This is a genomic window from Azospira restricta (assembly GCF_016858125.1).
GTDB classification, from domain to species: domain Bacteria; phylum Pseudomonadota; class Gammaproteobacteria; order Burkholderiales; family Rhodocyclaceae; genus Proximibacter; species Proximibacter restrictus.
Window position 1 is genome coordinate 1,366,048 of the sequence record NZ_CP064781.1, and the last position, 21,545, is coordinate 1,387,592.

At 70.4% G+C, this 21,545-nt stretch carries 20 protein-coding genes and 1 tRNA gene; 19 read left to right on the forward strand and 2 right to left on the reverse strand.

All coding sequences use genetic code 11. The annotated features are described in order from the left end of the window. The 16 genes from IWH25_RS06675 (at position 1) to grxD (ending at position 15,707) form a co-directional block, all read left to right on the forward strand. Positions 1–1,680, forward strand: a complete 1,680-nt coding sequence (locus IWH25_RS06675) for a cation acetate symporter (protein ID WP_203388545.1) — start codon at positions 1–3, stop codon at positions 1,678–1,680. Positions 1,681–2,043: 363 nt separating this feature from the next. After that, positions 2,044–2,721, forward strand: coding sequence for a response regulator transcription factor (locus IWH25_RS06680; protein WP_203388546.1), 678 nt, complete (start codon positions 2,044–2,046; stop codon positions 2,719–2,721). Further along, positions 2,693–4,207, forward strand: coding sequence for a sensor histidine kinase (locus IWH25_RS06685; RefSeq protein ID WP_238999024.1), 1,515 nt, complete (start codon positions 2,693–2,695; stop codon positions 4,205–4,207). The genes IWH25_RS06680 and IWH25_RS06685 overlap by 29 nt, the downstream gene beginning before the upstream one ends. Positions 4,208–4,303: 96 nt before the next feature. Continuing rightward, a complete protein-coding gene (locus IWH25_RS06690) occupies positions 4,304–4,639 on the forward strand; it encodes a DUF485 domain-containing protein (protein ID WP_203388547.1) in 336 nt (111 codons plus the stop codon). Beyond that, positions 4,636–6,570: a solute symporter family protein gene (locus tag IWH25_RS06695; protein WP_203388548.1), complete on the forward strand. Its 1,935-nt coding sequence runs from the start codon at positions 4,636–4,638 to the stop codon at positions 6,568–6,570. Before IWH25_RS06690 ends, IWH25_RS06695 begins: the two co-directional genes overlap by 4 nt. 39 nt (positions 6,571–6,609) lie before the next feature. After that, positions 6,610–6,685, forward strand: a tRNA-Phe gene (locus IWH25_RS06700). A 175-nt stretch (positions 6,686–6,860) separates the two neighbouring features. Further along, entirely contained in the window at positions 6,861–7,370 is a 510-nt protein-coding gene (locus tag IWH25_RS06705) for a hypothetical protein (protein WP_203388549.1), read from the forward strand. A gap of 172 nt (positions 7,371–7,542) precedes the next feature. Then, on the forward strand, positions 7,543–8,544 hold the full coding sequence (locus IWH25_RS06710) for a sulfate ABC transporter substrate-binding protein (RefSeq protein ID WP_203388550.1): 1,002 nt from the start codon (positions 7,543–7,545) through the stop codon (positions 8,542–8,544). A 56-nt stretch (positions 8,545–8,600) separates the two neighbouring features. Continuing rightward, positions 8,601–9,437, forward strand: a complete 837-nt coding sequence (gene cysT, locus IWH25_RS06715) for a sulfate ABC transporter permease subunit CysT (protein WP_203388551.1) — start codon at positions 8,601–8,603, stop codon at positions 9,435–9,437. Further along, positions 9,434–10,300, forward strand: a complete 867-nt coding sequence (gene cysW, locus IWH25_RS06720; protein ID WP_203388552.1) for a sulfate ABC transporter permease subunit CysW — start codon at positions 9,434–9,436, stop codon at positions 10,298–10,300. The genes cysT and cysW overlap by 4 nt, the downstream gene beginning before the upstream one ends. Before the next feature lie 10 nt (positions 10,301–10,310). Beyond that, positions 10,311–11,390 carry a sulfate/molybdate ABC transporter ATP-binding protein gene (locus IWH25_RS06725; protein WP_203388553.1) on the forward strand — a complete coding sequence of 360 codons (1,080 nt, stop codon included), beginning with the start codon at positions 10,311–10,313 and terminating at the stop codon, positions 11,388–11,390. Between the two features lie 110 nt (positions 11,391–11,500). After that, positions 11,501–12,754: a glutamyl-tRNA reductase gene (gene hemA / locus IWH25_RS06730; RefSeq protein ID WP_203388554.1), complete on the forward strand. Its 1,254-nt coding sequence runs from the start codon at positions 11,501–11,503 to the stop codon at positions 12,752–12,754. A gap of 48 nt (positions 12,755–12,802) precedes the next feature. Next, complete coding sequence (prfA, locus tag IWH25_RS06735) at positions 12,803–13,891, forward strand: peptide chain release factor 1 (RefSeq protein ID WP_203388555.1); 1,089 nt, start codon at positions 12,803–12,805, stop codon at positions 13,889–13,891. Beyond that, positions 13,891–14,733: a peptide chain release factor N(5)-glutamine methyltransferase gene (gene prmC / locus IWH25_RS06740; RefSeq protein ID WP_203388556.1), complete on the forward strand. Its 843-nt coding sequence runs from the start codon at positions 13,891–13,893 to the stop codon at positions 14,731–14,733. Before prfA ends, prmC begins: the two co-directional genes overlap by 1 nt. A 98-nt stretch (positions 14,734–14,831) precedes the next feature. After that, positions 14,832–15,212, forward strand: coding sequence for a PilZ domain-containing protein (locus tag IWH25_RS06745; RefSeq protein ID WP_203388557.1), 381 nt, complete (start codon positions 14,832–14,834; stop codon positions 15,210–15,212). 171 nt (positions 15,213–15,383) lie between these two features. After that, positions 15,384–15,707 (forward strand): Grx4 family monothiol glutaredoxin, encoded by a 324-nt coding sequence (grxD, locus tag IWH25_RS06750; RefSeq protein WP_203388558.1) that lies wholly within the window; start codon positions 15,384–15,386, stop codon positions 15,705–15,707. Between the two features lie 60 nt (positions 15,708–15,767). Here the strand turns inward: grxD and IWH25_RS06755 are convergent, their stop codons facing one another. Together IWH25_RS06755 and IWH25_RS06760 are read right to left on the reverse strand one after the other, a co-directional pair. Beyond that, positions 15,768–16,640, reverse strand: a complete 873-nt coding sequence (locus IWH25_RS06755) for an alpha/beta hydrolase (RefSeq protein WP_203388559.1) — start codon at positions 16,638–16,640, stop codon at positions 15,768–15,770. Between the two features lie 17 nt (positions 16,641–16,657). Further along, positions 16,658–17,023 (reverse strand): carboxymuconolactone decarboxylase family protein, encoded by a 366-nt coding sequence (locus IWH25_RS06760; RefSeq protein WP_203388560.1) that lies wholly within the window; start codon positions 17,021–17,023, stop codon positions 16,658–16,660. Between the two features lie 149 nt (positions 17,024–17,172). Between IWH25_RS06760 and IWH25_RS06765 the strand changes: the two genes are divergently transcribed. From IWH25_RS06765 to IWH25_RS06775, 3 genes are read left to right on the forward strand one after another with little or no spacing between them, the layout of a single operon-like run. After that, complete coding sequence (locus IWH25_RS06765; RefSeq protein ID WP_203388561.1) at positions 17,173–17,994, forward strand: polysaccharide deacetylase family protein; 822 nt, start codon at positions 17,173–17,175, stop codon at positions 17,992–17,994. Beyond that, positions 17,991–19,226: a putative glycoside hydrolase gene (locus IWH25_RS06770; protein ID WP_238999025.1), complete on the forward strand. Its 1,236-nt coding sequence runs from the start codon at positions 17,991–17,993 to the stop codon at positions 19,224–19,226. Before IWH25_RS06765 ends, IWH25_RS06770 begins: the two co-directional genes overlap by 4 nt. Next, positions 19,223–21,541: an exo-beta-N-acetylmuramidase NamZ domain-containing protein gene (locus tag IWH25_RS06775; protein WP_203388562.1), complete on the forward strand. Its 2,319-nt coding sequence runs from the start codon at positions 19,223–19,225 to the stop codon at positions 21,539–21,541. Before IWH25_RS06770 ends, IWH25_RS06775 begins: the two co-directional genes overlap by 4 nt. Positions 21,542–21,545: the final 4 nt, after the last annotated feature.

Genomic DNA, 21,545 nt, shown 5'->3' on the forward strand with positions numbered 1-21,545 from the left:
ATGAATATCAAGCACATCATTGCCGCCGTCGCGGCCCTCGCCGTCGCCGGTGGCGCCATCGCCGCCGGTGCCGACCTCGGCCAGGCGCAGAAGCAGGCCACCAACTGGACGGCGATCGCCATGTTCGCCATCTTCGTTGCCGGCACGCTGTGGATCACCAAGTGGGCCGCGGCCAAGACCAAGTCGGCCGCCGACTTCTACACCGCCGGCGGCGGCATCACCGGCTTCCAGAACGGCCTCGCGATCGCCGGCGACTACATGTCGGCCGCCTCGTTCCTCGGTATTTCGGGCCTGGTCTTCGCCAACGGCTTCGACGGCCTGATCTTCTCGATCGGCTGGCTGGTCGGCTGGCCGATCATCACCTTCCTGATGGCCGAACGCCTGCGCAACCTCGGCAAGTTCACCTTCGCCGACGTCGCCGCCTACCGCTTCGCGCAGACCCCGGTCCGCGTCTTCGCGGCGTTCTCGTCGCTGGTCGTCGTCGCCTTCTACATGATCGCGCAGATGGTCGGTGCCGGTCAGCTGATCAAGATCCTCTTCGGCATGGACTACCTCTACGCCGAGATCCTGGTCGGCGGCATCATGCTCGCCTACGTGCTGTTCGGCGGCATGACCGCGACCACCTGGGTGCAGATCATCAAGGCGGTGATGCTGCTCGGCGGCGCGACCTTCATGGCGCTCGCCGTGCTGATGCAGTTCGGCTTCTCGCCGGAGGCGCTGTTCACGAAGGCGGTCGAGATCCACTCGAAGAAGGACGCGATCATGGCCCCGGGCGCGCTGATCAAGGATCCGATCTCGGCGATCTCGGTCGGCATGGCGCTGATGTTCGGTACCGCCGGCCTGCCGCACATCCTGATGCGCTTCTTCACCGTGCCGAACGCCAAGGAAGCCCGCAAGTCGGTGGCCTGGGCGACGACCTGGATCGGCTACTTCTACATCCTGACCTTCATCATCGGCTTCGGCGCGATCACCAACCTGGTCGCCAACCCGGGCGAGTTCTACGTCGGCGGCGAAATCGCCAAGGGCCTGAAGGGCGGCGGCAACATGGCCGCGGTGCACCTGTCCAAGGCCGTCGGCGGCGACCTGTTCCTCGGCTTCATCTCGGCCGTGGCCTTCGCCACCATCCTCGCCGTGGTTGCCGGCCTGACGCTGGCCGGTGCCTCCGCCGTGTCGCACGACCTGTACGCCTCGGTGATCAAGAAGGGCCAGGCTTCGTCGGCCGACGAACTGCGCGTCTCGAAGATCGCCACGCTCGCCCTCGGCGCGCTGGCCATCTTCCTCGGCATCGCGTTCGAGAAGGAAAACGTCGCCTACATGGTGATGCTGGCCTTCACCATCGCCTGCTCGGGCAACTTCCCGGTGCTGTTCATGTCGGTGCTGTGGAAGGACTGCACGACCAAGGGCGCAGTGACCGGCGGCTTCGTCGGCCTGATCCTGGCCACCGTGCTGACCGTCGGCTCGGCCTCGGTCTGGGAAGCGGTGCTGAAGAACCCGAAGGGTTCGGCCTGGTTCCCGTACAACTCGGCTGCGCTGTTCTCGATGACCGCCGCCTTCTTCACGATCTGGCTGGTGTCGATCCTCGACAAGTCGGCGCAGGCGCAGAAGGAGCGCAACCTGTACCTCGACCAGCAGATCCGGTCGGAGACGGGCGTCGGCGCCGCCTCCGCGAGCGCGCACTAAGCGCGGATTCCGCGTACGCAAAAACCCGGGCTGCGGCCCGGGTTTTTTTTCGTCTGCCGTCGAGGGAGCGGCAGTTCGCCGCTGCCGCGGCTTTGCTAGACTGGAACGGACGACGCAGGAAATCCGGCGCACCGCGCTGGCGGGCGTGCAACGGAAAGCGACGGGGAGGGTGATGCCGGGAGGAAAAAAGGAGGTAGGGGGCTATTCGGTGCAGGTTCGAACCGCCCCCTGAGCGGTGGCTTGCGCCGCGCGCTCCAAGACCATAAAAGGAGAACAGCGGAACGAATGTTATAGTCCATCGCTTACAGTAGACTTACGTGTTTAAAACACGGTTCGAATCCTTACCCGACGGGCATTCCCATCATGCGCATTCTCATCGCCGAAGATGATGCCATCATCGCCGACGGCCTCTGCCGGTCGCTGCGCGGCAGCGGCTACGCCGTCGACCGCGCCGCCAACGGTGTCGATGCCGACACCGCACTGATGGCCAACACCTACGACCTGCTGATCCTCGACCTCGGCCTGCCGAAGATGCCCGGGCTGGAGGTGCTGAAGCGGCTGCGCGGGCGCGGCAGCGCGCTGCCGGTGCTGATCCTGACCGCGCTCGACGGCACCAGCGACCGCGTGCGCGGCCTCGACCTCGGCGCCGACGACTACATGGTCAAGCCCTTCGAGCTGCCCGAGCTGGAGGCGCGCGTGCGCGCGCTGACGCGGCGCTCGAGCGGCACCACGCCGCTGGTGCAGTGCGGCCCGCTGACCTACGACCAGGTCGGCCGGGCGGCGATCCTCAACGGCCAGACGCTGGACCTCTCGGCGCGCGAACTGGGCCTGCTCGAGGTGCTGCTGTCGCGCGCCGGCCGGCTGGTCAGCAAGGACCAGCTGGTCGACCACCTCTGCGGCTGGGGCGAGGAGGTGAGCCACAACGCGATCGAGGTCTACGTGCATCGCCTGCGCAAGAAGCTCGAGCCGGGCGGCGTGCGCATCGCCACCGTGCGCGGCCTCGGATATTGCCTTGAGAAGCAGGAAGCCCGCGGCGCCTGACGGGCAGCGTTCGCTGTTCGGCGAGATCCTCGACTGGATGCTCGCCCCGCTGCTGTTCGTCTGGCCGGTGTCGATCGCGGTCACCCACTACTTTGCGACGGCGGTCGCCAGCTACCCCTACGACCAGGCGCTGCGCGAGAACGTCAACGCCGTCGCCCGCCAGATCAAGTTCGTGAACGGCCGGCCGCAGATCGCGCTGCCGGCCTCGGCGCGGGCGATGCTGCGCGCCGACGAGATCGACCACGTCTATTTCCACGTGCTCAACCGCAAGGGTGTCAAGCTCGCCGGCGATACCGAGCTGCCGGTCGCGACCGACCTCGACTACCAGGCCGACGAGCTCGGCGAGATCTACTTCCGCGAGGTCGAGGCCGGCGGCCAGGACCTGCGCGTCGCCTATACCTACGTCGGCGAGCCGAGCATGCCGCGCGAGCGCTGGCTGCTGGTGGAGGTCGGCGAGACGCTGGAGAAGCGCTCGCAGCTGGCCAACAAGATCATCGCCAGCGTCATCCTGCCGCAGTTCGTGATCATCCCGCTCGCCGTCGTGCTGGTCTGGTTCGGCCTGTCGCAGGGCCTGCGCCCGCTGACCGTGCTGCGCGAGCGGATCGAGGCGCGCGCCGAGAGCGACATGTCGCCGATTCGTACCCGCCGCGTGCCGGAGGAACTGCAGCCGCTGATCGACGCCTTCAATGCGATGCTCGAGCGCATGCGCGGCAACCTCGACGCGCAGCAGCGCTTCATCGCCGACGCCGCGCACCAGATGCGCACCCCCTTGACCGGGCTGAAGACGCAGGCGCAGCTGGCGATGCGCGAATCGGACCCGGAGGAGCTGAAGAAATCCCTGCGCCAGATCGCCACCGGCGTCGACCGCGCCGCGCACCTGGTCAACCAGCTGCTGACGCTGGCCCGCGCCGAGGCCAGCGACGCCGCGCAGCAGTCGCTGGCGCCGCTCAACCTCGACCTGCTCTTGCGCGAGCAGGTCGAGGAGTGGGTGATGCGCGCGCTCGACAAGCACATCGACCTCGGCTACGAGCCGGCGCCGCCGTCCGAGATCATGGGCAGCGCCTTCCTGCTGCGCGAGCTGGTCAGCAACCTGATCGACAACGCGCTGCGCTACACGCCGGCCGACGGGCGCGTCACCTGCCGCGTCGTCGTCCAGGGCGACTTCGTGACCCTCGAGGTCGAGGACAACGGCATCGGCATCACCGAGGAGCAGGCGGCGCTGGTGTTCGAGCGCTTCTACCGCGTCGACGGCACCGGCACCGACGGCTCCGGCCTCGGCCTGCCGATCGTGCGCGAGATCGCCGAGCTGCACCGTGCCGCCGCCAGCCTGCGGCCGAACCCGCACGAGCGCGGCGCCATCGCCCGCGTCGTCTTCCCCCGCTACCGCCCGCCCGCCGACCGCCCGGCCTTCGACGCGCAGATCGAGGGCGAGCTCGGCGGGCGCGGCTTGCCGGCGGCGCACAATCCGCCCACCGGCTTCGTCTGAGCGGCGGTCAGCCGGCTGTAAGGAAGCCTTCCTAGACTCCCCGGCAAAGAACAGGGACCGGGAGGCGCGCCTCCCGCGATGCCAAGGGGTGGAGACATGGGCAATTGCGCCATCGACTGGGCGGCGATCAACGCCGATCCCAGGTTCCGGGAACTGCACCGTCGGAAGTCGGGCTTCCTCGGCTTGCTGATGATCGTTTCGGTCGGCTACTACTTCCTGCTGCCGGTCGGCGCCGCGTGGTTTCCCGAGCTGTTCCGGATCAGGGTGGCCGGCGCGGTCAACGTCGGCCTGCTCTTCGCGCTGTCCGAGTTCGTCGTCGCCTGGGGCGTCGCGGCGCTCTACACGCGGCGCGCCAACCGGGATTTCGACCGGCTGGCGGAGGAGATCCGCGGCGAGATCGCCGGCCGCATGGCGCGCGGGGCCGTGCCGTGAAGCGCGCGCTGGCGCGCCTGCTGCCGGCGCTGCTGGCGGCAGGCGCCGCCTCCGCCGCCTGGGCGCAGTCGCGCGCGGCGGTGCCCGAGCAGCACCGCTGGCTGACTTTCGCGGTGTTCACCGCGATCATCGCGCTGACGATGTTCGTCACCTATGTCGCGGCGCGGCGGGTGCGTACGCCGGCCGACTTCTACACCGCCGGCGGCGGCCTCTCCGGCCTGCAGAACGGCTGGGCGATCGCCGGCGACTACCTCTCCGCCGCCTCCTTCCTCGGCGTCGCCGGGCTGATCTCGCTCTGGGGCTACGACGGCTTCATGTACTCGGTCGGCTGGCTGGTCGCCTACATCTCGGTGCTGCTGGTGATCGCCGAGCCCTGCCGCAACATCGGCAAATACACGCTCTCCGACCTCCTCGCCTACCGCAACGACCCGAAGCTGGCGCGCGTCTTCGGCGCGCTGTCGGTGATCACCGTCTCCACCTTCTACCTGGTCGCGCAGATGGTCGGCGGTGGCATGCTGGTGAAGACGCTGATCGGCATCGACTACGAAATCTCGGTGGTCGCCGTCGGCAGCCTGATGCTCGCCTACGTGATCTTCGGCGGCATGGTGGCGACGACCTGGGTGCAGATCATCAAGGCCGTGCTGCTGGTTGCCGCGTCGCTGCTGATGGTGGTGCTGGTGTGGCGCGACTACGGCTTCTTCGGTGGCTTCCTCGACAGCGTCGTCGGCGACGCCCGCGTCCAGCAGCGCGTCGCGGCGATCCTCGGCGACGGCGCCGCCGGCCTCGCGCCGGCCGAGCTCGGCCAGCGCTTCCTCGAGCCGGGGCTGCTCTTCCGCTCGCCGCTCGACCAGATCTCGCTCGGCGTCGCGCTGGTCTTCGGCACCGCCGGCCTGCCGCACATCCTGATGCGCTTCTTCACCGTGCCCACCGCGCGCGCCGCGCGCAGTTCGGTGGTGTGGGCGATGGCGATCATCGGCGGCTTCTACCTGCTGACGCTGTTCCTCGGGCTCGGCGCCGCGCTCAAGGTCGGTGCGCCGGCGATCATGGACATCGACGGCGGCGGCAACATGGCCGCGCCGCTGCTCGCGCAGGCGCTCGGCGGCGGGCCGGAGAGCCTGCTCGGCAACTTCATGCTGGCCTTCGTCGCCGCGGTCGCCTTCGCCACCATCGTCGCCGTCGTCGCCGGGCTGGTGCTCGCCGCCGCTTCGGCGATCGCGCACGACCTCTACGTCGGCGTAGTCCGCGACGGCCAGGCGAGCACCGAGACGCAGGTGCGCGCCGCGCGCGTCGCCACGGTCGCCTTCGGCGTCGTCGCCATCGTCCTCGGCATCGCCGCCAAGGGGCAGAACGTCGCCCACCTGGTGGCGCTGGCCTTCGCCGTCGCCGCCTCGGCCAACTTTCCCTGCCTCTTCATGACCCTCTTCTGGCGCCGCTGCAATACCGCCGGCATCGTCGCCGGCATGCTGGTCGGCACGCTGGCGGCGATCGGCCTGGTCCTCGTCTCGCCGAACATGACCTACCCGAAGGCGGTCAAGGCGGCGGCGCAGCAGGTCCTCGACGAGGCGCCGCAGCGCCTGCGCGCGATCGAGACGGCGCTCGCCGCCGCCGACTTCGAGCGCGTCGAGCAGGCGAAGAAGGAGCGGGCGGCGCTCGGCCGCGCGGTGGCGCGCGCCCGCGACGAGCTCGAGCGCTACCGCCACGTCGACACCTCGCTGGTCGGGCTGGAGGCGCCGCTGTTCGAGCTGCGCAACCCGGGGCTGCTGTCGCTGCCGCTCGGCTTCCTGGCGCTGATCGTCGCCTCGCTGCTCTACCGCGACCCGCGCGCCGAGGCGATGTGGGACGAGGTGTACGTGCGCCAGAACACCGGCGCGTTGCTTGCCTCCGCCGCCCGCCTGCAGGGCGGCAACGGCCGCAGCGAAAAGAGGTTTTGACGGGCGGCGGCCGGATCGCTATAATGCGCGCTTCGTTTTGGCCAGTTAGCTCAGTTGGTAGAGCAGCGGATTGAAAATCCGCGTGTCCGTGGTTCGATTCCGCGACTGGCCACCAGCATTCCCGAAGGCCCGGCGACTCGCCGGGCCTTCGTCCTTTCCGGTCCCGCAGAACCTTTCCGGCGGCCGTCGGCTCCAATCCCTGTATTTCCGAAGCGCGTGCCGCGCGGCGGCGCAGCCTGCCTGATGTCGCCGGCGGTTTTCGATGGGGGTCTTCGTTGCGGGAGGGAATCATGAAAGCTGGCGTGAAGGGGTATTGGGGCGGACTGGCGTTGGCTTGTGCGTTGGCCGGCGTGCCGCCGGCGATGGCGCAGCAGGATGGCGGCGCGGCGGCGTCGCCGCAGGTCGAGCGGCGGGCGCCGGTGGTGCTGCGGCCGGCGGAGAAGACGGCGCTGCTCGCCGACATGCGCGATTACCTGAAGGGCCTGCAGGACATCTTCACGGCCCTGTCGAAGGACGACATGGCGACGGTGGCGGCGCGCGCCCGCGACATGGGGCTGATCAACGTTTACGAGACGACGCTGATGTTCCCGACGACCTCGGGCGTCCGTTTCCGCGAACTGGCGGCGATGGTGCACGACGATTTCGAGGAGATCGCCAGGGCCGCCGAGCAGCTGCAGAAGGCGAAGAAGCCGAGCGACCGGAAGTCGAAGGAAATCCTCGGCATGCTGGCGGCGACGATGAAGCGCTGCGTCTCCTGCCACGAGAGCTACCGGCTCACCGACATGGGGCACGCGCAGTAGGCGCACGCGGGGCGCCGGCGTTTGCCGTTCGGCCGGTGCGTGCGTGACGCCGCGCCGGAGTCCGGTGCCGGCTTTCTTCGTGTTATGTAATAAGCAAATGAAAAACGATGCTTTGTCGTTCTATGCCGATTCGCTTATAGTCGCATCCCTGCCGCCATTCCGGAGTCCGTCCATGCCTGCCCTCGTCCGCCAGCTTGCCGCAGCCATCCTCGCCCTCGGCCTCGCCGTCCCGGCGTTCGCCGACCCGTCGCTGCTCAACGTCTCCTACGACGTCGCCCGCGACTTCTACAAGGACTACAACCCGCTGTTCCAGAAATACTGGAAGGCGAAGACCGGCGAGAACCTCGAGCTGAAGCAGTCGCACGCCGGCTCGACCAAGCAGGTGCGCGCCGTCGCCGACGGGCTGGAGGCGGACGTGGTGACGATGAACCAGGCCACCGACGTCGACTTCCTCGCCGAGCGCGGGCTGGTCGCCGCCGACTACGCGAAGAAATTCCCGACCAACGCCTCGCCCTACACCTCGACGATGGTATTCATCGTCAGGAAGGGCAACCCGAAGGGCTTCAAGGACTGGAGCGACCTCGCCAAACCGGGCGTGCAGGTGATCCTGCCGCACCCGAAGAACACCGGCAACGGCCGCTATTCCTACCTCGCCGCGTGGGGCTATGCATTGAAGCAGCCGGGCGGCAGCGACGCGACGGCCAAGGACTTCGTCGGCAAGCTGCTGAAGAACGCACCGCTGTTCGCCGCCGGCGGCCGCGACGCGACGACCACCTTCATGCAGCGCCGCATCGGCGACGTGCTGGTCACCTTCGAGTCGGAAGCCGAGCTGATCGCCAGGGAATTCGGCCGCGGCGAGTTCGAGGTCGTCTATCCCTCGCTGTCGATCCTGACCGAATTCCCGGTCGCCGTCGTCGAGAAGGTGGTCGACAAGAAGGGCACGCGCAAGCAGGCGCAGGCCTACCTCGAGTACCTGTGGTCGAAGGAAGGCCAGGAGAACGCCGCGCAGAACTACCTGCGCCCGCGCGACGCCGAGCTCTTGAAGAAGTACGCCGCGCAGTTCCCGCCGATCAAGACCTTCTCCGTCGACGAAGTCTTCGGCGGCTGGAGCAAGGCCTTCCCGGCGCACTTCAAGGACGGCGGCTCGTTCGACCAGATCTACCAGGTGAAATAACAGGAACCACCCGACCGGCGCCGCCACGCAGCGGTGCCGGCGCCTCTTGACCGCTCATGGCCTCCACTTCGCATCGCGTGCTGCCCGGCTTCGGCCTCTCGCTCGGCTACACGCTCGTCTACCTCTCGCTGCTGGTGCTGATCCCGCTCGGCGGTCTGATCCTCAAGGCGGGTACGCTGACCATCGCCGAGTTCTGGCAGATCGCCACCACCGAGCAGGCGCTGGCCTCGTACCGCGTCACCTTCGGCGCCTCGTTCGTCGCGGCGGCGATCAACGCCGTCTTCGGGCTGGTCGTCGCCTGGGTGCTGGTGCGCTACCCGTTCCCGGGCAAGAGCCTGGTCGATGCCTTCGTCGACCTGCCCTTCGCGCTGCCGACGGCGGTCGCCGGCATCACGCTGGCCACGCTCTACGCCGGCAACGGCTGGATCGGCCGCCACCTCGAGCCGCTCGGAATCAAGATCGCCTACACGCCGTACGGCATCGTCGTCGCGCTCGCCTTCGTCACGCTGCCGTTCATCGTGCGCACGCTGCAGCCGGTGATCGAGGACATCGAGCCGGAGGTCGAGGAGGCCGCCGCGTCGCTCGGCGCGTCGCGGCTGCAGACCTTCGTCAAGGTCATTTTCCCGGCGATCTTCCCGGCCTTGCTGACCGGCTTCACGCTCGCCTTCTCGCGCGCCATCGGCGAATTCGGATCGGTCATCTTCATCGCCGGCAACATGCCGATGATTTCCGAGATCACGCCGCTCTTGATCATCGCCAAGCTCGAGCAGCAGGACGTCGTCGGCGCCACCGCGCTGGCGGTGGTCATGCTGGTCATCTCCTTCGCCATGCTGCTGACGATCAACGCGCTGCAATGGTGGGCGGCGAACCGGCACAAGGGGAGGGCGGCATGACCTTCCGCAAGGCCAACGCCGAACCGAAATGGGTGCGCCGGGCGCTGACCGCGGTCGCCCTCGGCTTCCTCGCGCTGTTCCTCGGCCTGCCGCTGGTCGCCGTCTTCGTCGAGGCGCTCGCCGCCGGCGTGCCGGCCTACCTCGCCGCGCTGGTCGAGCCGGAGACGCGGCACGCGGTGCTGCTGTCGCTGCTGATCGCCTTCGTCGTGCTGCCGTTCAACGTGCTCTTCGGCGTCGCCGCGGCGTGGGCCATCGCGCGCTTCGACTTCCGCGGCAAGAGCCTGCTGGTGACGCTGATCGACCTGCCGTTCGCGGTCTCGCCGGTGGTCGCCGGCATGCTCTTCATCCTGCTCTTCGGCGCCCGCGGCTGGTTCGGGCCGTGGCTCTCCGCGCACGACTTCAAGATCATCTTCGCCGTGCCCGGCATGATCCTGGCGACGCTGTTCATTACCTTCCCCTTCGTCGCGCGCGAGCTGATCCCGCTGATGCAGACGCAGGGCAAGGACGAGGAGGAGGCCGCCGTCTCGCTCGGCGCCTCGGGCTGGCAGATGTTCTGGCGGGTGACGCTGCCGAACATCAAGTGGGGCCTGCTGTACGGCGTGATCCTCGCCAACGCGCGCGCGCTCGGCGAGTTCGGCGCAGTGTCGGTGGTCTCCGGCCACATCCGCGGCGAGACCAACACGCTGCCACTGCACGTCGAGATCCTCTACAACGAGTACAACGCGGTCGGCGCCTTCGCCGCCGCCTCGGTGCTGGCGCTGCTGGCGCTGGTGACGCTGGTCGCGAAGACCGTCGTCGAGTGGCGCATGCACAAGGAAACACAAATGCTGGAGGCGGACCTGCCGCCGGAGAAAACACAGTGAGAAGCGCGCAATGAGCATCACCATCCAGAACATCTCGAAGCGCTTCGGCAACTTCGTCGCGCTCGACAACATCAAGCTCGAGATTCCGACCGGCGAGCTGGTCGCGCTGCTCGGGCCGTCCGGCTGCGGCAAGACGACGCTGCTCAGGATCATCGCCGGCATGGAAACCGCCGACGGCGGCGAGGTGCTGTTCTCCGGCCAGGAGGCGACGCACCTGCACGCGCGCGACCGCAACGTCGGCTTCGTCTTCCAGCACTACGCGCTGTTCCGCCACATGACGGTGTTCGAGAACGTCGCCTTCGGCCTGCGCGTCAAGCCCCGCCAGGAACGCCCGGCCGAGGCCGAGATCAGGAAGCGCGTGATGGACCTGCTCGGCCTGGTCCAGCTCGACTGGCTGGCCGACCGCTACCCGTCGCAGCTCTCCGGCGGCCAGCGCCAGCGCATCGCGCTCGCCCGTGCGCTCGCCGTCGAGCCGAAGGTGCTGCTCCTGGACGAGCCCTTCGGCGCGCTCGACACCAAGGTCCGGAAGGAACTGCGCCGCTGGCTGCGCCGGCTGCACGACGAGATGCACATCTCGTCGGTGTTCGTCACCCACGACCAGGAGGAGGCGCTCGAAGTCGCCGACCGCGTCGTCGTCATGAACCACGGCCGCATCGAGCAGATCGGCTCGCCCGACGAGGTCTATTCGAATCCGGCCTCGCCCTTCGTCTACCAGTTCCTCGGCAATGTGAACGTCTTCCACAGCCGCGTGCACGGCGCCTGGGCCGAGGTCGGCCGCGGCGAGCCGGTGGCCGGAGGAGGGGGCGAGGGCGGCGAGACGCTGGCCTTCGTCCGTCCGCACGAGATCGACATCGAGCGCGGGCCGTTCGCCGGCGGGCTCGAGGCGCAGGTGCAGGATGTGCATCCGATCGGGCCGGTGGTGCGCGTCGAACTGGCGCATGCCTCGGAACTGATCGAGGTCGAGCTGACGCGCGAGCGTGCCGATGCGCTGGGCCTGGCCAAGGGCCAGCACGTCTGGCTCAAGCCGCGCCAGGTGAAGGTCTTCGCGGCCCCCGAGTACCAGCTCGAGGACGGCGGCTCCGGCATCTGAGCGGGCATCTGATCGGGACCGCCGCGCACGCCCCTTGACCTGCGTCAGAACGGGGCGGGGAGGGGCGAATGCTATAATCCGCCCCCATCTCCCCCAGGGTCTTTTCGCGCATGGCGCTGTTTACGCTCGGCATCAACCACCATACCGCTCCGCTGTCCGTGCGCGAGCAGGTGGCCTTCAACGCCGACAAGCTCTCCCATGCGCTCGCCGACCTGACGCGGGCGAAGGTGGTGCGCGAGGCGGCGATCCTGTCGACCTGCAACCGCACCGAGATCTACTGCGCCGCTGACGATCCGGAAACGGCGATCCAGTGGCTGGCGCAGTACCACGCCATCGACCGCGGCGTGATCCAGCCCTACGTCTATACGCTGCCGCAGCGCGAGGCGATCCGCCACGCCTTCCGCGTCGCCTCCGGCCTCGACTCGATGGTCATCGGCGAGCCGCAGATCCTCGGCCAGATGAAGGACGCGGTGCGCACCGCCGAGGAGGCCGGCACGCTCGGCACGCACCTGCACAAGATGTTCCAGCGCGCCTTCGCGGTGGCCAAGGAGGTGCGCTCGACCACCGCCATCGGCGCCAACATCGTGTCGATGGCCGCCGCCGGCGTGCATCTCGCCGAGCGCATCTTCGAGAACATCGCCGACCAGCGCATCCTCTTCGTCGGCGCCGGCGAGATGATCGAGTTGTGCGCCGCGCACTTCGCCGCCAAGCAGCCGAAGGAACTGGTCATCGCCAACCGCACGCTGGAGCGCGGCCGCGCGCTGGCCGAGCGCTTCGGCGGCGCGGTCATCCGCCTCGACGAGATCGGCGACCGCCTCGGCCACTTCGACATCGTCGTCGCCTGCACCGCGAGCCCGCTGCCGATCATCGGCCTCGGCATGGTCGAGCGCGCGATCAAGTCGCGCCGCCACCGGCCGATGTTCATGGTCGACCTGGCCGTGCCGCGCGATATCGAGATCGAGGTCGGCGAGCTCGACGACGTCTTCCTCTACTCGGTCGACGACCTCGCGCAGGTCGTCGAGTCCGGCCTCGAATCCCGCCAGGCGGCGGTGGTCGAGGCCGAGGCGATCATCGCCGCGCAGGTCGACACCTTCATCGCCTGGCTGGAGACGCGCGACACGGTGCCGCTGATCCGCACGCTGCGCGATTCGGCCGAGCGCATGCGCCGGCACGAGATGGAGCACGCGCTGAAGCTGCTGGCCAAGGGCGAGAATCCGGAAAAGGTGCTCGACCAGCTGGCGCACCGGCTGACCAACAAGTTCCTGCACGCGCCGACGCAGGCGCTCAATGCGGCCGACGCCGGTGACCGCGAGGCGCTGCGCCACGCCGCGACGCGCCTCTTCCACCTGCACGACGGCGAGTAGCGGCGCCCGCCGGCGCTGCTACCTGTCCGTTCACCCGTCCCCGATCCCATGAAGCAAAGCATCCGCGACAAGCTCGATCACCTCGCCGGCCGCCTCGAAGAGGTCGACCTGCTGCTCGCCAGCGGCGACACCGCGCGCGACATGGACCAGTTCCGCAAGCTGTCGCGCGAGCGCGCCGAGATCGAGCCGGTGGTCGCGCTGTTCGCCGACTACCGCAAGGCCGAGGGCGATCTTGCGGAGGCCGAGGCGATGCTGTCCGACCCGGACATGAAGGACTTCGCGGAAGAAGAGATGAAGGCTGCCAAGGCACGCTTGCCGGTGCTGGAAACCGAGCTGCAGAAGCTCTTGCTGCCGAAGGACCCCAACGACGAGCGCAACGTCATCCTCGAAATCCGCGCCGGCACCGGCGGCGAGGAGTCGGCGCTGTTCGCCGGCAGCCTGTTCCGCATGTACGCCCGCTACGCCGAGCGCCAGCGCTGGCAGGTCGAGGTCATGTCGTCGTCCGAATCGGACCTCGGCGGCTACAAGGAAATCATCGCCCGCATCGTCGCAACAGGTGGCCAGGGCGCCTACTCGAAACTGAAGTTCGAGTCCGGCGGCCACCGCGTGCAGCGCGTGCCGGAGACCGAGGCGCAGGGGCGCATCCACACGTCCGCGTGCACCGTCGCGGTGATGCCGGAAGCCGACGAGATCGAGGAGGTGCAGATCAACGCCGCCGACCTGCGCGTCGACACCTTCCGCGCCTCCGGCGCCGGCGGCCAGCACATCAACAAGACCGACTCGGCGGTGCGCCTGACGCACCTGCCGACCGGCATCGTCGTCGAATGTCAGGACGGCCGCTCGCAGCACCAGAACAAGGCGCAGGCGATGCGCGTGCTGGCCGCGCGCATCAACGACGCACAGCTGCGCGCGGCGCAGGCCAAGGAGGCGGCGCAGCGCAAGAGCCTGGTCGGCAGCGGCGACCGTTCCGAGCGCATCCGCACCTACAATTTCCCGCAGGGGCGCGTCACCGACCACCGCATCAACCTGACGCTGTACAAGATCGACGCGATCATGGACGGCGACCTGGACGAACTGCTCACCGCGCTGACCACCGAGCACCAGGCCGAGCAGCTGGCGGCGCTGGCGGAGGAGTGATGAGCGCGCCGGCGGCCCAGACCATCCGCGCCGCGGTCGAGCAGGTCCGCCGCCGGGTGCCGCGCCTCGATGCGCGCCTCTTGATGCAGCACCTGCTCGGCATCACGCACGCACAGTTCCTCGCCGATCCCGACCGCCGGCTGTCCGGCGAGCAGATCGAGGCCTTCATGACGCTGGTGCTGCGCCGCGAGCGCGGCGAGCCGGTCGCCTACCTGGTCGGCGAGAAAGATTTCTACAGCCGCAGCTTCAAGGTCACGCCGGCCGTGCTGATCCCGCGCCCGGACACCGAGCTGATCGTCACGCTGGCGCTCAAGAGGCTGCAGACGCTGGCCTGGCCGCGCGTGCTCGACCTCGGCACCGGCAGCGGCGCGATCGCGGTGACCCTCGCTTGCGAGCATCCGGAGGCGGCGGTGCTCGCCGTCGACGTGTCGCCGGCGGCGCTGGCGGTGGCCCGCGAGAACGCCGCGCGCCTCGGCGGCAAGGTCGGCTTCGTCGAGAGCGACTGGTTCTCGGCGCTTGCCGACGAGCGCTTCGACCTGATCGTCGCCAACCCGCCCTACGTCGCCGCGCGCGACCCGCACCTCTCGCAGGACGGCCTGCCCTTCGAACCCGACCTGGCGCTGACCGACGGCGCTGACGGCCTCTCCTGCATCCGCCGCATCGTCGCCGAGGCGCCGGCGCACCTCGTCCCCGGCGGCCTGCTGCTGATCGAGCACGGTTACGACCAGGGCGCGGCGGTGCGTGCGCTGCTCGCCGCCGGGCCGTTCGCCGACGTCTGCACCTGGCAGGACCTCTCCGGCAACGACCGCGTCAGCGGCGGCTGTCTCGCCGCCGTCGCCTGACGTGCCGGCGGGGGCGTCTCTTGATCGCGGTCAAGGTTCGTTCCCGCGGCCGCGCTTAAGCTTGCGCCGTCCGCAACTCTGCCCGAGCGCCTCGCTTCATGAAAGACAGTCGCAGCCATCCGCGCTACCTGCTCCGCTGGCGAGCCGCGCTGGTCTTCGACGGACAGGCAACGGAAGCGGCAATCGAGGGCAAGACCTACGACCTGTCGCTCGGTGGCGCAACGCTGCTCACCCACGAGCAGGTGCGCGACGCCGGCTCCACCACGCTGCTGCTGACGCCGCCGCCGCTCCTCTACGGGCAGCCGCAGAAAGTCATCGTCGTCCAGGCGCGGCTGGTCTATTCGGTGCATTCGGATGCGCACATGTGCTTCCGCACCGGCCTGCATTTCATCCGTTTCGAGGACTGCGGCCAACGTCTGCTCGAGGACCGTCTCGGGCAGCACGTGCCGGCGCTGGAAGCCCTTGTCGTCGGCTCCTGACGCCGGTGGCGGAGGGCGGGCGCCATTCCTGCCGGCGCCGCAGCGACGAATTTCCTCCTCCAAGGATTTTTCCGGCGACTTCCCTGTCTCACCAGCTTGCCCGGCTGCGGCCGTCGCGGCTAAAATAGCCGAGTAATCCGCTCAACTATTCTGATTTTCGCAGGAGTATCCATGGACGTTCAGGCTCTCATCCACGAACAGGTCACCGGCAACCCGGTCGTGCTCTACATGAAAGGCACGCCGCAGTTCCCGCAGTGCGGCTTCTCGGCGCGCGCCGTGCAGATCCTCAAGGCCTGCGGCGTCAACGATTTCTACAGCGTCAACGTGCTGGAGAACCCGGAGATCCGCGCCGGCATCAAGGACTACGCCAACTGGCCGACGATCCCGCAGCTCTTCATCAAGGGCGAGTTCATCGGCGGCTCGGACATCATGACCGAGATGTACCAGGCCGGCGAACTGCAGCAGCTGCTGGCCGGGCTCGCCGACGCCGCCTGAGACGGCGTCGCCGGAACGACGGAAAGGGAGGCGCCGCCTCCCTTTTTTCATGCGTGCGCGTCAGCGGCGGGCGAGTGCTGCGGCGAGGAAATCGCGTACCGCGTCGATGCCGGCCGCCGGCTCGGCGAAGGCTTCGTGGTCGCCCGCCAGCAACAGCAGCTGCGCGCGGCCGCCGGCGCGCTGCGCCAGGTGGCGCGCCTCGTCCGCCGGCACCGTGCGGTCGTCGCGGCCGTGGATCAGCAGCAGCGGGCAACGCACGCGGCGGATCGTGTTCTCCGGCGCGATCGCGTCGAAGCGCTGGCCGATGGTGCGCTCGATGTAGCGCAGCGCATACCAGCCGAGCGGCACGAAGGGAACGTGCCGGGCGGCGAGGAAGCGGCGCATCAGGCTTGCCGGGTGGGCGAAGGCGGCGATGCTGACGACGGCGGCGACGTCGTCGCGGCGCGAGGCGGCGAGCAGCGCCGCCGCGGCGCCGACCGAATGGCCGACCACCGCCAGCCGCGCCGGGTCACAGCCCGGCTGCCGGCGCAGCCAGTCGATCGCGCAGTCGAGGTCCTCGGCGAAGCGCGGCAGCGAGGCGAAGCTGTCGGCCTCGCTGCGCCCGTGGCTGCGCGCGTCGGGCAGCAGCAGCGCGTAGCCGGCGGCGTGGAGCGGCGCCGCCAGCGGCAGCAGGTCGCCGGCGTGGCCGCCCCAGCCGTGCAGCAGCACCGCACAGGGTGCCGGCGCCATGCCCGCCGCCGGGATGTGCCAGGCGAAGAGGCGCTTGCCGTTGCCGCCGGTGAGCGAGATCGCTTCCGCCGGCAGACCGAGCGCCTGCGGCTCGCCGCCGTCGTGGCGGCGCCGCGGCGTCAGGCTGCGGCGCAAGGCGGCGTGGAACAGCGGCGGTGCCAGCGCGGCCGCCGTCAACAGCGCCAGCAGCGGCAGCGCGTCCATCACCCGGCCCGGCCGCTTCAGGCGGTCGCCGGCGCGGCGCTGCGCGCCATCAACTCGTCGTAGGCGCGCACCGCTTCCGCCGCGTACATCAGCGTCGGGCCGCCGCCCATGTAGGTGCAGATGCCCAGCGTTTCCATCAGCTGCGCGCGCGTCACGCCGAGCCGGATCAGCGCCTTGACGTGGAAGCCGATGCAGGCGTCGCAGCGGCTGGCGACGCCGATCGCCAGCGCGATCAGTTCCTTGTGCAGCTCGTCGATGGCGCCGCCCCTGAGTGCCGACTTGGCCATCGCGTTGAAACCCTGCATCGTTTCCGGGATGTCCCGGCGCAGCGCGTCCAGGCCCTGGGCGACGTCGCGGGTGAGGGTGACGAAGGATTTGCTCATGGCCGCTCTCCAAAATATTAGCAATTACTAATATATCAGTGGCGAACGCGGCCGGCAACCTGCGCACGTGATGCCGGGTCCAACGCAGGCGACGCTGCCGCGCCGCGTTTGGTGGTACCTTGCCGAGACCGAGACTGTTTGCCGACGAAATGCGAGACGGCACCGAAGCGGCCCGAAACCGGGCCGGCACGACCCTGGGCTGCTGCGGCCGGCTGCTGGCGCTGTTTGCGCTGCTCGCGGCGGCGCTACCGGCCGCCGCCGGCGCGGCGATCCTCGTCTATCACCGCTTCGGCGACACCGTCGCCGACGGCATGACGACGCGCACCGCCGTCTTCGCCTCGCAGCTCGCCGGCTTGCGCGCCGCGGGCTACGCGATCGTGCCGCTCGCCGCGGTCGTCGACGGCCTCGCCGGGCGGGCGCCGCTGCCGGCGAAGGCGGTCGCGATCACCGTCGACGATGGCCACCGCACGGTCTACACGGAACTCCTGCCGATCCTCCGCCGCGAACATCTGCCGGTGACGCTGTTCGTCTATCCGTCGGCGATCTCGAACGCGTCGTACGCCCTGACCTGGGAGCAGCTCGCCGAGCTTGCCGGCAGCGGCCTCGCCGACGTGCAGTCGCACACGCTGTGGCACCCGGACTTCCGCATCGAGCGCAAACGCCTCGCCGCCGACGACTACCGCCGCTTCGTCCGCCGGCAGCTGGAGGCGCCGCGCGACATCCTGAAGCGGCGCCTCGGCGCCGACGCCGATTTCCTCGCCTGGCCGTTCGGCATCCACGACGCCGAGCTGCAGGCCGCCGCCGCCGCAACCGGCTACCGCGCCGCGTTCGCGCTCGGCGAGCGCCATGCGACCGCGGCCGACGCGCCGCTGGCGCTGCCGCGCTACCTGATCGTCGATGCGCACGGCGTCGACGGACTGCTGCGCCTGCTGCAGGCGGGCGAGCGGCGTGCGGCGGAGGCGGCGCGATGAAAGTCGCCGCCGTGCTCTTCTGCGCGCTGCTGCTGGCGGCGCCGGCGCTGGCGCTGTCCGGCCGCGTGCTCGACGCCGACAGCGGCAAGCCGATCGCCGGCGCCGTCGTCACCCGCAGCGGCGAGGTGGCGATGACCGACGGCGACGGTCGCTACGCCTTCGCCGCCAGCGGCGGCACGGTCGCCGCGCGCGCCGTCGGCTACCGGCGCGCGACCGTCGACGCCGCCGGCGCGGACGAGGCGCCGCCGCTGCGCCTTGCGCCGGTCCGCCCGAAGGCGCTCTATCTGTCGGTCTGGGGAATCGGCGAGCGCAGCCTGCGCGAGGCCGCGCTGGCGATCGCCGGGGCCACCGAGATCAACGCGCTGGTGATCGACGTCAAGGGCGACGCCGGGCTCGTTCCCTATCCGAGCCAGGTGGCGCTCGCCGAGGCGATCGGCGCGCGTCGCCACACGACGGTGCGCGACCTGCCGGCGCTGGTCGCGAAGCTGAAGGACGACGGCCTCTACCTGATCGCCCGCGTGGTCGTGTTCAAGGACGATCCGCTCGCCGTCGCGCATCCGCAGTGGGCGGTGAACACCGGCGCCGGCGCGCTCTACCGCGACCGCGAGGGACTCGCCTGGATCGACCCGGCGCGGCGCGAGGCGTGGGACTACACGCTCGATCTCGCCGAGGAGGCGGCCGCCGCCGGCTTCGACGAGATCCAGTTCGACTACGTGCGCTTCCCCGACGCGGTCGGCCTCGCCTTCGCGGTGCCGAACACCGAGGAGGAGCGCGTCACCGCGATCGCCGGCTTCCTCGCCACCGCGCGGCAGCGGCTGGCGCCGTACAACGTCTTCATCGCCGCCGACATCTTCGGCTACGTCGCGTGGAACGCCAACGACACCTTCATCGGGCAGAAGATCGAGCCGCTCGCCGCGCATGCCGACTACCTGTCGCCGATGCTCTATCCGTCAGGCTTCCACCTCGGCATCCCCGGCTACGCCAACCCGGTCGCGCATCCGTACGAGATCGTGCAGCTCACGCTGCAGCGCGCGATCGCCAGGAGCGGCCTGTCGCCGCTGCGCTTCCGCCCGTGGCTGCAGGCCTTCCGCGACTACGCGTTCGACCGCCGCGCCTTCGCCGGCGACGAGATCCGCCGCCAGATCGACGCCGCCGAGGCGGTCGGCAGCCACGGCTGGATGCTGTGGAACCCGCGCAACGTCTACACCGACGCGGGATTGCGCAAGCGATGAAGCGCCTGCTGCCGCTCCTGGGGTTGTTCGTCGCGGCGCTCGCCGGCGCGCAGCCGCACCTCGACGTCGAGCGGCTGGCGCCGATCGCCGGCATCGTCGAGGCCGAGATCGCCGCCGGCCGCATTCCCGGCGCCGTCGTCCTCGTCGGCCAGCGCGAGCGCATCGTCTATGCCCAGGCCTTCGGCCAGCGCGCGCTGGCGCCCGAGGCCGAGCCGATGACGCTGGACACCGTCTTCGACCTCGCCTCGCTGACCAAGGTCGTGGCGACGACGCCGGCGGTGCTGCGCCTCGCCGAGCGCGGCCGGCTCCAGCTCGACGCGCCGGCCGCGCGCTACTGGCCGGCGTTCGCCACGCATGGCAAGGAGCGGATCAGCGTCCGCCAGCTGCTCGCGCATACCTCCGGCCTGCCCGCCGGCATCGACCTCGCCGGTGCCGCAACGCCGGCGGCGGCGCTCGCCCGGCTGGCGGCCGTGAAGCCGCTGTCGCCGCCCGGCGGCGATCCGCGCTACAGCGACGCAAACTTCGCCGTGCTCGGCGAGCTGGTCCGCCGCGTCTCCGGCCAGCCGCTCGCCGCCTACGTCGAGCGCCAGATCCTGCGCCCGCTGGCCATGCACGACAGCGGCTTCCTGCCGCCGGCGCGGCTGCAGCCGCGCCTCGCGCCGACCACCGGCAATGGTCGCGGCCTGCGCCGCGGCGAGGTGCACGACCCGCTCGCCGCGCGCCTCGGCGGCGCCGCCGGCAACGCCGGGCTGTTCGCCAGCGCCGGCGATCTCGCCCGCTTCGCGCGCGCGCTGCTCGCCGGCGGCGCGCCGATCCTCCAGCCGGCGTCGGTGGCGGCGATGTTCTCGCCGCAGACGCATGCCGCGGCGCCGCCGCGCGGGCTGGGCTGGCGACTGGAAGCGCCGCTCGCCGCCAATCGCGCGGCGCTGCCACCGTTCGCCGCCGCCAGCCACCTCGGCTACACCGGCACCGGGCTATGGCTCGACCCGCTCTCCGGCGTCCATGTCGTCGTCCTCAGCAGCCGCCTCCATCCCGACGGCAACGGCGACGCGAGCTCGCTGCGCGCGCGCGTCGTCGCCGCGGTGGCGGCGGCGCTCGGGCCGCAGCCGCCGCAGCTGTTCGCCGCGGCGCGGCCGGAACTGGCCGCGCGCGTCGCGCCCTACGTGCCGAAGGCGGTCGCGGCGCCGGTGCGCGCCGGCATCGACGTGCTCGCCGCGGCCGGCTTCGCGCCGCTCGCCGGCCTGCGCGTCGGCCTCCTGACCAACCGCAGCGGCGTCGACGCCGCCGGCCGGCGCAGCGTCGACGTGCTCGCCGCGGCGCCAGGGGTGGCGCTCGTCGCGCTGTTCAGTCCCGAGCACGGGCTCGCCGCCGACCGCGAGGGGCGCGTCGGCGACGAGCGCGACGCGCTGACCGGGCTGCCGGTCTACAGCCTGTACGGTGCGACGCGGCGGCCGACGGCGGCGATGCTCGACGGCCTCGACGCGCTCGTTGTCGACCTCGCCGACGCCGGCGTCCGCTTCTACACCTACGCGACGACGCTCGCCTACGTGCTCGAAGCGGCGGCCGAGCGCAACCTGCCGGTGTTCGTCCTCGACCGCCCGAACCCGCTCGCCGCCGGCATCGCGCAGGGCCCGGCGCTCGATGCCGGGCGGCAGTCGTTCACCGGCTACTGGCCGCTGCCGCTGCGCCATGGGCTGACGCTCGGCGAGTTCGCCCGCCTGTTCGTCGCGGAGGCCGGCCTCGCCGTGCGCCTCTCCGTGGTGCCGCTCGCCGGCTACCGCCGCGGACTGTGGCACGACGACACCGGGCTGCCCTGGCTGCCGCCGTCGCCCAACCTGCTGAGCCTCGCCGCGGCGACCCTCTATCCGGCGGTCGGCCTGGTCGAGGGCGCCGCGGTCTCGGTCGGGCGCGGCACCGACGCGCCGTTCGAGCAGCTCGGCGCGCCGTGGATCGACGGCCGGCAACTGGCCGCCGAGCTCGACGCGCTGGCGCTGCCGGGCGTGCGCTTCGTGCCGACCGAATTCGTGCCGGCGACCTCGCGTTACGCCGGCGAGCCCTGCCACGGCGTGCGCATCGAGGTGCTCGACCGCGCCGCGCTCGATTCGCCGCAGCTCGGCGTCGCGCTGGCGAGCGTGCTGCACCGGCTGTATCCGCAGCATTTCGCGCTCGACAAGATCCTCGGCAACCTCGGCAGTGAGGAAACGCTCGCGGCGATCCGCGCCGGGCAGGCGCCGGCCGCGATCGCCGCCGGCTGGGCGCCGGCGCTCGCCGACTTCCGCGCGCGCGCCGCGCCCTTCCTGCTCTACGCCGACTGATGGC

Excerpts from the sequence above, each read along its gene's own strand:
- IWH25_RS06770 (WP_238999025.1), top strand. The coding sequence starts at position 17,991 with ATGAAAGTCGCCGCCGTGCTCTTCTGCGCGCTGCTGCTGGCGGCGCCG.
- prmC (WP_203388556.1), top strand. The coding sequence starts at position 13,891 with ATGAGCGCGCCGGCGGCCCAGACCATCCGCGCCGCGGTCGAGCAGGTC.
- IWH25_RS06755 (WP_203388559.1), bottom strand. The coding sequence starts at position 16,640 with ATGGACGCGCTGCCGCTGCTGGCGCTGTTGACGGCGGCCGCGCTGGCA.
- IWH25_RS06745 (WP_203388557.1), top strand. The coding sequence starts at position 14,832 with ATGAAAGACAGTCGCAGCCATCCGCGCTACCTGCTCCGCTGGCGAGCC.
- IWH25_RS06705 (WP_203388549.1), top strand. The coding sequence starts at position 6,861 with ATGAAAGCTGGCGTGAAGGGGTATTGGGGCGGACTGGCGTTGGCTTGT.
- cysW (WP_203388552.1), top strand. The coding sequence starts at position 9,434 with ATGACCTTCCGCAAGGCCAACGCCGAACCGAAATGGGTGCGCCGGGCG.
- IWH25_RS06675 (WP_203388545.1), top strand. The coding sequence starts at position 1 with ATGAATATCAAGCACATCATTGCCGCCGTCGCGGCCCTCGCCGTCGCC.
- IWH25_RS06680 (WP_203388546.1), top strand. The coding sequence starts at position 2,044 with ATGCGCATTCTCATCGCCGAAGATGATGCCATCATCGCCGACGGCCTC.
- IWH25_RS06760 (WP_203388560.1), bottom strand. The coding sequence starts at position 17,023 with ATGAGCAAATCCTTCGTCACCCTCACCCGCGACGTCGCCCAGGGCCTG.
- IWH25_RS06710 (WP_203388550.1), top strand. The coding sequence starts at position 7,543 with ATGCCTGCCCTCGTCCGCCAGCTTGCCGCAGCCATCCTCGCCCTCGGC.
- IWH25_RS06775 (WP_203388562.1), top strand. The coding sequence starts at position 19,223 with ATGAAGCGCCTGCTGCCGCTCCTGGGGTTGTTCGTCGCGGCGCTCGCC.
- IWH25_RS06725 (WP_203388553.1), top strand. The coding sequence starts at position 10,311 with ATGAGCATCACCATCCAGAACATCTCGAAGCGCTTCGGCAACTTCGTC.
- cysT (WP_203388551.1), top strand. The coding sequence starts at position 8,601 with ATGGCCTCCACTTCGCATCGCGTGCTGCCCGGCTTCGGCCTCTCGCTC.
- IWH25_RS06690 (WP_203388547.1), top strand. The coding sequence starts at position 4,304 with ATGGGCAATTGCGCCATCGACTGGGCGGCGATCAACGCCGATCCCAGG.
- grxD (WP_203388558.1), top strand. The coding sequence starts at position 15,384 with ATGGACGTTCAGGCTCTCATCCACGAACAGGTCACCGGCAACCCGGTC.
- IWH25_RS06765 (WP_203388561.1), top strand. The coding sequence starts at position 17,173 with ATGCGAGACGGCACCGAAGCGGCCCGAAACCGGGCCGGCACGACCCTG.
- prfA (WP_203388555.1), top strand. The coding sequence starts at position 12,803 with ATGAAGCAAAGCATCCGCGACAAGCTCGATCACCTCGCCGGCCGCCTC.
- hemA (WP_203388554.1), top strand. The coding sequence starts at position 11,501 with ATGGCGCTGTTTACGCTCGGCATCAACCACCATACCGCTCCGCTGTCC.